Below are 14,564 nucleotides of genomic sequence, written 5' to 3' on the forward strand. Positions count from 1 at the left end.
TGGCAAGCTGGACCGCGCCGCGCTGCCGGAGCCTACCTGGCAGAGCCAGGACTACGAGGCGCCGCAGACCGACAACGAGCGCATCCTCGCCGCCATCTGGGCCGAAGTCCTCGGTGTGGAGCGAGTAGGGCGCCAGGACCACTTCTTCGAGCTGGGCGGCGATTCCATCGTCGCGCTCAAGGTAGTCAGCCGCATTCGCCAGCAGGGTCTGCAGCTGCCGCTCAAGGCGCTGTTCGAGCAGAGCCGCCTGGTCGACTGTGCCATCGCGCTACAGCGCGAGGCGGCCGATGCGCCGGTGCTACGCGCGTTGCCGCGTGGCGGCGATCTGCCGCTGTCGCATGCCCAGCAACGCCTGTGGTTCCTCAATCGTCTCGATCCGAGCAACGGCGCCTACCATATGCCGGCGGGCCTCGATCTTCAGGGCCGCCTGGATCGCCAAGCGCTGCAGGCAGCTTTCGACCAGCTGGAGGCGCGCCATGAGGCGCTGCGTACCCGCTTCGTCGAAGTGAATGGCGAGGCGCGCCAGCGCATCCTGTCGGCCCAGGGCCAGCGCATTGACTGGCTCGACCTGCGTGAACTGCCCGCCAGTGAGCGTGAAGTCGAGGCGCGCGATTATGCGCAGAAGCTGCTCACGCGCCCGTTCAACCTGGCTTCCGAGCCGCTGCTGCGGGTGAGCGTGCTGCGCCTGGCCGATCAGGAGTACCGCCTGCTGCTGGTCCAGCACCACATTGTCTCCGATGGCTGGTCGATGCAGCGCTTTATCGGCGAGTTCTCCGCCGCCTACGCGGCCTCTGCCGAGGGGCGCAATGCGCAGTTTGCGCCGCTGCCGTTGCAGTACGCCGACTACGCCCAGTGGCAGCGTGACTGGCTGAAATCCAGCGAGGCCGCGCGCCAGCTCGACTACTGGAAGGCCCGCCTGGGTGAACACCAGCCACTGCTGGAACTGCCCACCGACCATCCGCGCCCGGCACATGGCAGCCGTCAGGGTCTGCGCTGGCGTTTCGAGCTGTCCTCGGCGCTCACCGCGCAACTGCGCGCCCTGGCCCAGCGCGAGGGCAGCACGCTGTTCAGCCTGTTGCTGGCGGCCTGGCAGACCTTGCTGCACCGCTACAGCGGCCAGGAGGATATCCGCGTCGGCGTGCCGGTAGCCGGGCGTAGCCTGGCGGAAATGGACGGCGTGCTCGGTTGCTTTATCAATACCCTGGTATTGCGCGGCGAGCTTTCCGGGCTCAAGCCGTTCCGCAGCTTGCTCGGCGAGCTGGCCCAAGCCAGCCGCGATGCCCTGGCCAATCAGGAGCTGCCGTTCGACCAACTGGTGGAAGCGCTGCAACCGACGCGCAGCCTGAGCCATCACCCGCTGTTCCAGGTGGCGTTCAACCATCAGCAGGTGGACTTCAGCGCCCTCGGCAACCTGCCGGGCCTGCGCGTGCAACCGCATGACCCGGGCGCCGCCGGCGCGCAGTTCGACTTGGCCCTGGATACCGAGGAGGCGGCCGATGGCAGCCTCAGTGGTTTCGTCAGCTACGCCGCCGAGCTGTTCGAGGCACGCACCATCGCCCGCCTGGCGCGGCATTTCGTGCGTCTGCTGGAAGGTATCTGCGCCGACCCGAGCCAGCCCATCGGCCTGCTGCCGTTGCTGGAAGAGGATGAGCAGGCCCAGCTCACCGCTTGGAACGACACGACCAAGGACTACGGCCCGTTGGTCAACCTCAGCGAGCAGATCAGCCAGCAGGCGGCACGCACGCCGCAGGCGCCAGCCCTGGTGTTCGGCGAGCAGGCGCTGAGCTACGCCGATCTGGAGCAACGGATCAACCAGCTGGCCAACCGCCTGCGCAGCCTCGGCGTGCAGCGTGGCAGCCTGGTCGGCATCAGCCTGGAGCGCTCGCTGGAGCTGGTGATCGGTTTGCACGCCATTGTCCGCGCCGGCGGTGCTTACGTGCCGCTCGACCCGGAATACCCGCTGGAACGCCTGGCCTACCTGCTGGAGGACTCCGGCGTCGACCTGCTGCTGTCGCACAGCGCGCTGGTCGAGCGCCTGCCACTGCCGGCCGGGCTCAAGGCGCTGGGCCTGGACCGCGAGGATTGCTCCAGCGAGAGCGCAACGCCGCCGGCCGTGAGCCTGCAGGGTAACGATCTGGCCTACGTCATCTACACCTCCGGCTCCACCGGCAAGCCCAAGGGCGCTGGCAACAGCCACGAGGCCCTGGCCAACCGCATTCTGTGGATGCAGGAGGCCTACCAGATTGGTGCTGGCGATGTGGTGCTGCAGAAAACCCCGTTCAGCTTCGACGTTTCGGTATGGGAGTTCTTCTGGCCGCTGATCACCGGCGCCTGCCTGGCCGTGGCCGCGCCGGGCGACCATCGCGATCCGCAGAAACTGGTGGAGCTGATCCACCGCCACCGCGTCAGCACGCTGCACTTCGTACCGTCCATGCTGCAGGCCTTCCTGCTGCACCCGGATGTGGAACAGTGCCAGAGCCTGACCCGCGTGATCTGCAGCGGCGAGGCGCTGCCGGCGGAGCTGCAGGTGCGGACCTTCCAGCGTCTGCCGCAGGCGGGCCTGTACAACCTGTACGGGCCGACCGAGGCGGCCATCGACGTTAGCCACTGGACCTGCGTGGAGGAGGGGCGGCATGCCGTGCCGATCGGTCGACCGATCGCCAACCTGCGCCTGCATATTCTCGATGCCCAGCTCAACCCGGTGCCGCAGGGCGTGCCCGGCGAGCTGTACATCGCCGGCATCGGCCTGGCGCGCGGCTACCATCGCCGTCCGGAACTGACCGCCGAGCGCTTCCTGCCCGATCCGTTCAGCACCGATGGCGGACGCATGTACCGCACCGGTGATCTGGTGCGCTGGCGCGCCGACGGCGCCATCGACTACCTGGGGCGCATCGACCATCAGGTGAAGATTCGTGGCTTCCGCGTCGAGTTGGGCGAGATCGAGGCCCAGCTCGGTGCCCAGTCGGGCGTCGCCGAGGCCGTGGTGGTGGCTCGCGATAGCCAGATCGGCAAGCAGCTGGTCGGCTACCTGGTGGCCGACCCGCTGCCGGCGGATGAGACCGCCTGGCTGGCCGGCATCAAGGCGGCATTGAAGAGCGAGCTACCCGAGCACATGGTGCCCTCGATCCTGATGCGCCTGGATCGCATGCCGCTGTCGCCCAATGGCAAGCTGGAGCGTCGCGCGCTGCCCGAGCCGGTGTGGCAGGCGCGCAGCTATCGGGCGCCGCAGTCCGTGCTGGAAATCACTCTGGCCAGCATCTGGCAGGAAGTGCTGGAAGTGGCTCAGGTCGGCCTTGACGACAACTTCTTCGAACTCGGCGGCCATTCGCTTCTGGCTACCCAGGCCGTGGCCCTGCTGCGCCAGCGCCTGGGCCTGGAGTTGCCGCTGCGCGCCTTCTTCGAGGCACAAGACCTGGCGGCCCTGGCCGCCGCCCTCGATGGCCAAGCTCCGGCTGCTGCCGAGGAAGAAGACCAATACCTGCGCGACATGGCCGCGCTGCTCGACGAACTGGAGGCCCTGTGACCGCGCCCATCGACAAGGCCGCCCTGGCGCGCCGTTTCCTCGCCCTCGGGTCCACCGAGCAGAAGCGTTTCTTCGAACTGCTGGCGACCAAGGGCATCCGCTTCGATCGCCTGCCGCTGGTACCGGCGCCGCGCGGCGAGCACCTGACCGCCTCGCACGCCCAACAGCGCCTATGGCTGGTTGCCCAGCTGGAGCCGGACAGCAGCGCCTACCATATGGTTGGCGCCTTTGCCCTGGAGGGTGAGCTGGATCGGGCCGCGCTGTTGGCGGCTCTGGAGCTGATTGTCGAGCGCCACGAGGCGCTGCGCACGCGTTTCTACGAGCATGCCGGCCAGCTGTGCCAGCGTATCGACCTGCCGGGCCCGTTGGCCCTGGAGGAGCGCGATCTGCGGGGCGAGCCGGAGCAGTTGCAGGCTCTGGCCGATGCTCATGCGGCGCGCACTTTTGACCTGATCGAAGGGCCGCTGCTGCGCGTGCAGCTGCTGCGTCTGGACGAGCAGCAATGGCGCTTGCAGATCGTCTGCCACCATATCGTCTCCGACGGCTGGTCGATCGGCGTATTTGCCGAAGAACTGGGCCGCGCCTATGCCGCCCTGCGCCAGGGGCAGGCGCCGCAGCTGGCCGAGCTGCCGATCCAGTACGCCGACTATGCCCAGTGGCAACGCGCCTGGCTGGAGGCCGGCGAGCGCGAGCGCCAGCTCGGCTACTGGCGCGAGCGCCTGGGTAGTGAGCAGCCGGTGCTGGCCTTGCCCTACAAGCTGAACGCCTCCGGCCAGCGGCATGCCGCGCGCCAGGCCATCGCCGTGCCGCCGGCCCTGGCCGAACGCCTGCGCCAGCTGGCCCAGGGTGAGGGCGCGACCCTGTTCATGCTGCTGCTGGCCGCCTTCCAGCTGCTGCTGGCGCGCTACAGTAACCAGCGCGATATCCGCGTCGGGGTGCCGGTGGCCAACCGCCAACGCGCCGAGACCGCGCCGCTGGTGGGCTTCTTCGTCAACACCCAGGTGCTGCGCGCCGAGTTCGATGCCGGCATGAGTTTCCGTCAGCTGCTGGCCGAGGTACGCCGCCATGCGCTGGACGCCCAGGACCAGCAGGACCTGCCGTTCGACCAGCTGGTGGAGGCCCTGGCGCCCGAGCGTAGCCTGGGCCAGACGCCGCTGTTCCAGGTGCTGTTCAACCACCAGAAGCGCGACCTCGGCGCCCTGCAGCTGCCCGGTCTGTGCCTGGAGCCGCTGGCTCAGGGCGTGCCGCACGCGCTGTTCGACCTGGCGCTGGACAGCCTGGAAGACAGCGCCGGCCAGCTGCGCCTGACCCTGACCTGGGCCCGCGAGCGCCTGGATGATGCGCAGATGCAGCAGATGACTGCCCATCTGCTGGGCCTGCTGGAGCAGGTCAGCACGTCACCGGATCAGCCCCTGGTTCAGTTGCAGCTGCTGAACGCCAATGATCAGGCCCGCCTGGCCAAATGGAACACTCCGTGCCAGTCGTTCGAAGCAGCACGCCTGCTGCCCGAGCTGATCGCTGGGCAGGCGTGCCGGCGTCCGGAGGCCATCGCCCTGGTGCATGACGGTGAACGTATTTCTTTCGCCGAGCTGGAGTCCCGCGCCAACCGCCTGGCTCATCTGCTGGTGGCCCATGGCGTGTGTGCCGAGTCCCGCGTGGGCGTGTCACTTGAGCGTGGCAACGCGATGATCGTGGCCATGCTGGCGGTACTGAAATCCGGTGGTGCCTTTGTGCCGCTCGATCCGGATTATCCGCGTGAGCGCCTGAGCTATATGGTCGAGGATTCTGGGCTGAGGTGGCTGATCACCAGTTCCGATCTGGCCGAACGTTTGCCGCTGGGCGAGGGCGTCGAGCCGCTGTATCTGGATCAGCTCGACCTGAGCGGCTTTGTGTCGTCAGTGCCGAGTGTTGAGCTATACCCGCTGAATCTGGCTTACCTGATCTACACCTCCGGTTCCACCGGCCAACCCAAGGGCGTGGCGGTGAACCACCTCGGCCTGACGATGCATGTGCAGACCATCGGCCAGCGCTACGGCATGACGCCGGACGATGTGGAACTGCACTTTGCTTCAATCAGTTTCGACGGCGCCCTGGAGCGCTGGACGGTGCCGCTGGCTTTCGGCAGCCGCCTGGTAATCCGTGACCAGGAGCTGTGGAGCGCGGAAAAAACCTGCCAGGTGATCGCCGACGAAGGCGTGACCATCTCCTGCCTGCCGCCGAGCTATGCCCAACAACTGCTGGACTGGGTGGAGAGCCAGAACCTCAAGCTGCCGGTGCGTTCCTGGACCCTGGGTGGTGAAGCCTTTACCCGCGAGACCTACGAGCGCCTGCAGAAAGTGCTGCAACCGCAACGGATCATCAACGGCTATGGCCCGACGGAGACTGTGGTGACTCCGCTGATCTGGGAAGCTTTCCCTGGGGATACCTTCGAGGCCGCCTATGCGCCGATCGGCAACCCGGTGGGCCCGCGCAGCCTCTATGTCCTGGATGCCGAACTGAACCTGCTGCCCATCGGCGTGGCTGGCGAGCTGTATATCGGTGGCGAAGTCGGTTTGGCCCGCGGCTACTTCCAGCGTCCCGAACTGACTGCCGAACGCTTCCTGCCCGATCCGTTCGGCGCCGCAGGCGAGCGTATGTACCGCACCGGCGACCTGGTGCGCTGGCGTGCCGACGGCACCCTGGACTACCTGGGCCGCGTCGATCATCAGGTGAAGATCCGCGGCTTCCGCATCGAACTGGGTGAGATCGAGAGCCAGTTGCTGGCCCTCGACGGCGTGCAGGAAGCGGCGGTGATCGCCCGCGAGACGCCGACCGGCAAGCAGTTGGTGGGCTATGTGGTCGCTCGCGACAACAGCGATACCAATTCCTTGCGCAGTGAGCTGGCCAAGATCCTGCCGGACTATATGGTCCCCGCGCAGATCATCGCCATGAAAAAACTGCCGCTGACCCCAGCCGGCAAGCTGGACCGTGCCGCGCTGCCGGAGCCGACCTGGCACAGCCAGGACTACGAGGCGCCGCAAACCGATAACGAGCGCATCCTCGCCGCCATTTTGGCCGAAGTGCTGGGCGTGGAGCAGGTAGGGCGCCAGGACCATTTCTTCGAACTGGGCGGCGACTCCATTGTCGCTTTGCAGGTGGTCAGCCGCGTGCGCCAGCAAGGGCTGCAACTGGCGCCGCGCGAGCTGTTCCAGTTCCCGCGACTGGCCGAGCTGGCCAAGGCGGCCCGCGCCGCCGGTGAGGAAGTGGCGCAGGAACCGGTCACCGGCGAACTGCCGCTTGCGCCGATCCAGGCGCACTTCTTCGCCATGGGCCAGGCCGAGCCAGCGCACTGGAATCAGGCGCTGAATCTGGAGCTGCTGCGACCACTCGACCCGGTCCTGCTGGAACAGGCGCTACAGGCGCTGGTGGCGCATCACGATGGACTGCGCCTGCGTTTCGAGCAGCACGACGGTCGCTGGACCCAGCGCTACGGTGAGGTACAAGCCGAGCAGTCGCTGCTCTGGCAGCACAAAGCGACCGACGACGCGCAGGCCGAGGCGCTGTGCAACGAGGCCCAGCGCAGCCTGGATCTGGCCCGTGGGCCACTGCTGCGCGGCCTGCACCTGCGTCAGGCGGGTAAGGCGAACCGTTTGTTACTCGCCGTCCATCACCTGGTGGTGGACGGGGTGTCCTGGCGCATCCTGCTGGAAGACCTTCTTGCCGCTTACCGTCAGCTGGAGGCCGGCCAGGCTGTGCGTCTGCCGAGCAAGAGCCAGTCCTACAAGCGCTGGACCGAGGCCCTGCAAGAATGGGCTGGCAGCGAAGCGGCGCAGGTCGAGCTGGACGCTTGGTGCAGCCGCCTGAGCGGCCCGGCGCGGGCCTTGCCGCGCGAACTAGACGGCATCAGTGCCAGCCATGGCGACAAACGCGAAGTGCGCTTGGCCCTAGATGCCGCCGAGACCAAGCGCCTGTTGCAAGCCCCGGCGCAGCTGGGCGTGCGTATCGACGCCCTGTTGCTCAGCGCGCTGACTCGCACCCTGTGCCGCTGGAGCGGGCATTCCGCCCTGCGGGTCAACCTCGAAGGCCATGGCCGCGAGGCACTGGCTGGCGAGCTGGACCTGTCGCGCACGGTCGGCTGGTTCACCAGCCTGTACCCGCTGCAGTTGCCGCAACTGGACGATCCGCAGCAACAGCTACAACGCGTACAGCAGGCGCTGGAGCAGATCGAGCATGGTGGCCAGGGCTACGGCACGCTGCGCTGGCTGGGCGATGCACAGGCGCAGTCCGCGCTGGCCGAGTTGCCGGCCGCCGAAGTGATCTTCAACTACCTCGGTCAGTATCAGGCCGGCGCAGCGGCGGACTGGTTCCGCCCGGCCGCTGGCGGTGGCGTGGCGGTGGCTGCTGACAACCCGCTGGCGGCGCGTCTGGCGGTCAACGGCCAGGTGTTCGACGGTCAGTTGCAGCTGTCCTGGGAGTACGCCGCCAACCAGTATCGCGCCGAGACCATCGAGACCCTGGCCGCGAACTATCGCCGGGAACTGCTCGGCCTGCTGGAACTGGCGCGTGGCCAGGCAATGCAAGGGCCATCGCCGCGGCTGCGCCTGACTCGCCAGGTTGCGCCGGCAGCGCCTGTGTTCTGCCCGCATCCGGTCACCGGCCGGGTCACCGGCTACCAGCCGCTGGCGGCGCGCCTGGAAGGGCAGCGCGAGGTATTTGGCCTGCAATGCCGCAGCTTCCTCGACCCGAGCTGGCGCGATGCCTCGCTAACCGAGATGGCCGATGCCTACCTGGCCGCGTTGCTCCAGCAGCAGCCGCAGGGGCCGTACCACCTGGTCGGCTGGTCGCTCGGCGGTAGTTTGGCTCTGGAGCTGGCAGCACGTTTGGAGGCACGGGGCGAGGAGGTGGCCTTCCTCGGCCTGCTCGATTGTTATGTTCCGGGCACCGAGATCGCCGGCGACGACGCCCGCCATCCCCAGGCGCGCGCCAAGCTGGTCGAACATCTGCAGCTGCTGGCGCCGGAGCTGCCGGCCAAGGCCTGGGATGGTCTGTTCGAACGACTGTTGCAGCTGGAGCCGCTGGACTGGCCGCAAGCCGCCAGCTCCTGGTTCGCCGCGCAGCCGCTGGACGGCATGACCCGCCAGAGTCTGGAGGAACTGCTGTTCGCCTGGGCGCTTGAGCAGCATATGCGCCGCCTGTGTGCTGGCTATGCACTGCCCAAGGTCAGGGTTCGCCCGCATTGCTGGTGGGCGGCGCAGCCGGCCGGGCGCGCGGCGCTGCTGGAAAGCGGTCTGGAGCAGGTGCAGGGCAGGGCGGCGCAGCATCGGCTGGTGGATACCGACCACCAGGGCATCGTGCGCCATCCGCAAGTGCTCACGGAGCTGGCGACACTGCTGAGCCAATAAGAAATGTAGGGAACAGTAAATTTTTTCAGAAGCGATACGTCTAGTAGAGGCAATGCATGCAAATGCGAATCCTTCTAATTAGATTTATCTGGGGAGTGGTTGATGGAACAGCAGTCGAAATACCAGCCCAAAGTGCCTTTCGCCAAGGCTCGCCTGCCATTGGCGATGGCCTGTGCGCTAAGCGCGTTCAGCGCAGGCTTGCATGCTGAGGAACAGGTGCTGGAACTCGGTGCTACCAATATCAGTGGTGAGCTGGATAGCCCGGTTGGTGAGGATCAGGGCTATGTCGCCAAGAACAGCCGCAGCGCTACCAAGACCAACACGCCACTGCATGAGACTCCTCGTTCGGTATCTGTCGTAACCGAACAACAAATGAAGGATCGCAACGTCCAGACCATCAGCGATGCCCTGCGCTATTCGGCAGGTATCCAGGCCGGCTATTTCGGCGACGACAACAAACAGGACTGGTTCATCCTGCGTGGTTTCAAACAGGCCAACAACGGCCTGTTCCAGGACGGCGTACGGGTCTACTCCAGCGGTTTCTACAGCTGGCAGGTCGATCCCTACATGCTCGAGCGGGTCGAAGTTCTGAAGGGGGCCTCCTCGGTGCTCTACGGCCAGTCCACTCCGGGTGGCGTCATCAACCTGCAAAGCAAGCGCCCAACGGCTGATGCGCAGAACGAGATCGGCGTGCAGTACGGCAGCTTCGACCGCAAGCAGATCAATCTGGACGTTGGCGGCAAGCTGGATGAGGAAGGCAACGTGCTGTACCGCGTGGTGGCGCTGAGCCGCGATACCGGTACCCAGGTCGATGACGTGGATGCCGAGCGTCTGCTGTTGGCACCGTCCATGACCTTCAACTTCAACGACGACACCTCGTTGACCTTGCTAGCCAGCGTGCAGAAGGACAACTCGGACCCGCAGCTGCAGTTTCTGCCGGCAGAAGGCACGCTGTACAACGGTGGCAATGGCTATATCGATACCGATACTGCCATCGGCGACCCGAGCTACGAGAAGTTCGACCGCACCCAGTACACCCTGGGCTACGAGTTGAACCATCGCTTGAGCGATGCCTGGGACTTCCAGCAGAACTTCCGTTACGGCCACATGGATGTAGAGCTGCAACAGCTGTATTACGCGGGGCATTCGATTGATCTTCTGCGCAGTGCCGCCTCGGCGTTGGTCGGTGGGGCAACCAGTGGCCCGGCGTTCGATTTCGCCTTTGCCGGTGTCAGCGCGGCCTATCCAGACCTGAATGATCCGAGCAGGCAGAAGGTGGTCCGTGGCCTCAGCTATACGGACGGCCAGGCGGACAACGTCTCGCTGGATAATCGTCTGGTCAACTACTGGAGCGGCGAGGGCCTGGAAAGCACCTTCCTGGTGGGTGTCGACTACCAGCAACTGAATATCGACGAGAAGTCTTTTGCCAGTGATCCGCTAATCCGTCAGCCTCTGAATGTCTACAACCCAAGCTACGGCGACGTAAGCCTGGTGAACGCCTCAACGCTGGCTCCAGTTACTGAGGCTGACCTGCAAGACAAACGTACTCGTGCCGATCAGTTGGGGCTCTATGTGCAGGAGCAGCTCAAGCTTGATGACCATTGGGTATTCCTGCTCGGTGGCCGCTATGACAACGCTCGCTCGGACATCGACAATCGTACTACCGATGTGCACAAGAATATCCGCGATGAGGAATTCACCTGGACTGCCGGTGCTGCCTATGTTGCCGACAATGGTCTGACGCCCTATGCCAGCTACTCGGAGTTCTTCCTGCCCGTCGCGGATCTGAACCCCAGTACAGGGGAACCCTACGAACCGGAAACCGGCGATCAGAAAGAGATTGGCCTGAAGTACCAACCCGCGGGTTTCGCAGGTGCATTCAATGTGGCTCTGTTCGAGATCACCCAGCAGAACGTACGCAAGACTGCGACAGGAAATATCCGTACCCAGCTGGGTGAAGTGCGTAGCCGCGGTATCGAGTTCGAGGCCAGCGCAGATGTCACCAGCAACCTGAGCCTGGTCGGCGCTGTGACCTTCCTGGATGCGGAAACCACCAAAACCAGCAACGCAGCCGAAGCCGAGAAAGGCAAGACACCGTCGCAGGTGGCGGATCGTCTGGCTTCCCTGTGGGCGACCTATCGCTTCAATGAGGGCTTGCTGAATGGCTTCGCCATCGGTGCAGGTGCTCGATACACAGGCGAAACCTATGGCGACAACCGCGAAACCGACAGCCTGCGCGTCCCGTCCTACACGATCTATGACGCGATGATCAGCTACCGCCTGCAGGATGTAACGCTCCAGCTCAACGCCAACAACCTGGCCGACAAGGAGTACGTTGCAACCTGCGACTACTACTGCTGGTACGGCAACCGTCGCAATGTTATCGCCAGTGTCAGCTATGACTTCTAAGCCGCTCGCAAGCCTGCCGTTGCCATCCGGGCAGCGGCTGGTGGCCCGTGACGATGGCGCCAGTCTGGCCCTGCACCTAGACGAGCGCGCGCTGTTGCGCGTTCGTCGCCAGGGTGAGGAGCTGATGCCACTGGAACTGGTTGTAGAGGAGCAGGCCGAGGCGCTGTGGGCGCTGGCCTACTGGTGCTTCGCCAATGATCCCCAGCTGCAGACCGTGCGCCTGCAACTGGGCCAGGTCGATCCGACCCTGTTCGCCAGCGGTCTGCTGGTCGGCAAGGGCGACAGTCTGCGCATCGAGCGTGCGCTGTTCTGGCAGCTGCCCGCCAGCTTCCTGCGCAATATCGGCAGCGTCGGTTACCCGCAGCAGATGGTCATGCACGACAGTGGTCGTCGCCATCCGCGCCGGGCGCCCAAACCGGTGGGCGAGGTCTACCGCCGTTTCGATGCCCGCTTGGGCGCCTGGATTTCGCTGCGCAGCCTGGACATCGACAGCGATCTCGAACGCTTCAACCGCTGGCAGAACAGCGCCCGCGTGGCCGCGTTCTGGCAGGAGGAGGGCGACCTGGCCAAGCATCGCCGCTACCTGGAAGAACTGGCCGCCGACCCGCGCGTACTGACGCTGATCGGCTGCTTCGACGACGAGCCCTTCGCCTATTACGAGGCCTACTGGGCCAAGGAAGATCGTATCGCGCCGTTCTATGACGCGGGCGACTACGACCGTGGTATCCACATGCTGGTCGGCGAGGAAGGCCATCGCGGCCCGCACAAGGTGGCCAGCTGGCTGAGTGCGCTGACCCACTACCTGTTCCTTGACGATCCTCGCACCCAGCGCGTCGTCGCCGAGCCCCGCGCGGACAACGCGCGGATGATCGGCCATATGCAGGCGCAGGGTTACCACAAGCTCAAGGAGTTCGACTTCCCACACAAGCGCGCGGCCCTGATGGTGCAGTCGCGTGAGGTGTTCTTCGATCATTGCAGCCTGGCGTGAGCCGGGTTGCCGGGAGCCTGCCATGCAGTTCAGGCATCCCTTTCTCACCGCAGTTTCTGGTGAGACACAACAACAGAGCCGTGCCCGAGCGCGGCCGTGAACTGATGAGGTTGGGCGAGGCTATCTGCCTCCAGGGGCTGACTTGGCCTTTACACGAACCATCCGCCGAGGATCGGGGCCTGACATGAGCATAGAAACACTGGAATACGATGTAATCGGCCTGGGCTTCGGTCCGGCCAACCTGGCCATTGCGGTGGCCCTGGAAGAGGATCGCCGCGTGCGCGAGCATGGCCTGCGCTACTGCTTCCTGGAAAAGAAACCCGCGTTCGCCTGGCATGGCGGCATGCTGCTGGACGACAGCCGCATGCAGATTTCCTTCCTCAAGGACCTGGCCACGCTGCGCAACCCGGCCAGCCGCTACACCTTCGTCAACTACCTGCATCAGAAGCAGCGCCTGGAAGCGTTCATCAACATCAGCACCTTTACCCCGTCGCGCCTGGAGTACAACGACTACCTGGGCTGGGCCGCCGCGCATTTTGCCGAGCGCGTGCACTACAGCGAGGAAGTGATCGGCGTGGAGCCGGTACTGGAAGGCAATGAGATCAGCCGGGTGAAAGTCATTTCCCGCCTGGCCGATGGCCGTACCCGCGCGCGCATCACCCGCAACCTGGTGGTCAGCATTGGCGGCGAGCCGACGGTGCCCGAGGTCTTCCGTCCGCTCAAGGGCGATAGCCGCGTCATGCATTCCTCGACCTATCTCGAGCGTATCCAGGGCTGCCAGGAGCCTCGCCGCTTGGCCGTGATCGGCTCCGGGCAGAGCGCTGCGGAAATCTTCAATGACCTGTGCGGGCGTTATCCCAACGCCGAAGTGTCCATGGTGATGCGCAGCCAGGCCCTGCGCCCGGCGGACGACAGCCCCTTCGTCAACGAGATCTTCGACCCGGCCTATACCGACGTGATCTATGGCCAGGCCCCGGAAGAGCGCGAGGCGTTCATCCAGGCCAATGCCCAGACCAACTACTCGGTGGTCAACCTGGACCTGATCGAGAGCATCTACCAGCGCCTCTACCAGCAGAAGATCACGGGCCATGCGCCGCACAACCTGCTGCCACAGCGGCGGATCGAGGCGGTGGAGGCGGGCGAGCAGGGCATCCGCCTGGCCATGCAGGGGCCGGAAGGCCACGAAGACTGTCTGTTCGACGCCGTGATTCTGGCCACCGGCTACCGCCGCGACGGCTACAAGCGCCTGCTGGCGGGCCTGCAGGAGCATCTGGGCGAAGGCGTCGAGCGCGACTATCGCCTGAGCTGCCAGCCGCAGCTGAGCGCCGGCATCTACCTGCAGGGTTGCTGCGAGGCCAGCCACGGCCTGAGCGATACGCTACTGTCGGTCCTGGCGATACGCTCCCAAGAAGTGGTCGACGCTTTGCTGGATAATCGCCGCCATCGTCACACGACAGGAGTCGCCAGCGCATGCGCTTGATCCAGGCAGGGAATCGATGATTCCAGCTATCGCCCCCCTGTTCCAGGGGGGCTTTGCCCACTACCGCGATGTGCTCACCCTTGCGGATGACCCACGCCCGGGATTACCCGGGCGTGAGTTCGTCAGCGCCGAGCGTCTGGAAGAACAGATGCTGCGCTTCGGCCCGGAGCATGCCGAGGGCGATCGCCGGGCGCTGATGTCGCTGTGGTCGAAGTATTACTTCCTGCGCCTGATCCCGCCGGTGCTGGCCGCCGGGTTGATCCTCAACTGGCGCCTGCCGCTGGATTTCGACGAGATCCAGGTCGTGGTCGGTGCGGACGGCCTGCCCGAAGCCTTCAAGCTGCCGCATGCCGGCGAGCGCTGGAGCAGCGCGCCGGCAAATGGTTTCGAGCGTTTCGAAGGCTTGCTCGACGACAACCTGCAGCCCTTCATCGAAGCCCTGCGCGCCCATCGCAAGATCGCCGCACGGGTGTTGTGGAGCAATGCCGGCAACTACTTCGAGTGGTTCATGAGCACCCTCGGCGGCCTGCCATTCCCCAAGCCGATGTTGGCCCAGGGCTTCGAAGTGCTGGAGTCCAGGCTGCGCCCGGACGGCCGCCGCAACCCCCTGTTCGAGCCGGTGCACTATGTGCCGCAGGGCGAAGGCTGTGCCCCCTGGCGGCAGCGCAAGCAGTGCTGCATCCGCAACGAGTTGGGTATGGAGATGTGCGACAACTGCCCGCTGCTGGAGGAGCCGCCGGCAGAGATTGCGGACGCATTGGCCTGACGCCCGGCTATGCTCTC

Annotated in this window: 6 protein-coding genes; all 6 read left to right on the forward strand. The window is 65.4% G+C overall.

Translation table 11 applies throughout. From position 1 onward, the window contains the following. Positions 1–3,523: non-ribosomal peptide synthetase (locus AYB31_RS06605; protein WP_161489376.1), on the forward strand; the 3,523-nt coding region annotated here is incomplete at its 5' end. Continuing rightward, on the forward strand, positions 3,520–8,904 hold the full coding sequence (locus tag AYB31_RS06610) for a non-ribosomal peptide synthetase (protein WP_068827002.1): 5,385 nt from the start codon (positions 3,520–3,522) through the stop codon (positions 8,902–8,904). The genes AYB31_RS06605 and AYB31_RS06610, both read left to right, overlap by 4 nt. A gap of 102 nt (positions 8,905–9,006) precedes the next feature. Beyond that, positions 9,007–11,313 (forward strand): TonB-dependent siderophore receptor, encoded by a 2,307-nt coding sequence (locus AYB31_RS06615; RefSeq protein ID WP_068827003.1) that lies wholly within the window; start codon positions 9,007–9,009, stop codon positions 11,311–11,313. Next, a complete protein-coding gene (locus tag AYB31_RS06620) occupies positions 11,303–12,301 on the forward strand; it encodes a GNAT family N-acetyltransferase (protein WP_068827005.1) in 999 nt (332 codons plus the stop codon). Before AYB31_RS06615 ends, AYB31_RS06620 begins: the two co-directional genes overlap by 11 nt. Before the next feature lie 184 nt (positions 12,302–12,485). Beyond that, entirely contained in the window at positions 12,486–13,781 is a 1,296-nt protein-coding gene (locus AYB31_RS06625; RefSeq protein WP_068827006.1) for a lysine N(6)-hydroxylase/L-ornithine N(5)-oxygenase family protein, read from the forward strand. A gap of 16 nt (positions 13,782–13,797) precedes the next feature. Continuing rightward, a complete protein-coding gene (fhuF, locus tag AYB31_RS06630) occupies positions 13,798–14,547 on the forward strand; it encodes a siderophore-iron reductase FhuF (protein ID WP_068827008.1) in 750 nt (249 codons plus the stop codon). The last annotated feature ends 17 nt before the right edge of the window (positions 14,548–14,564 follow it).

The organism is Pseudomonas sp. BMS12 (assembly GCF_001592875.1).
Taxonomy (GTDB): Bacteria; Pseudomonadota; Gammaproteobacteria; order Pseudomonadales; family Pseudomonadaceae; genus Aquipseudomonas.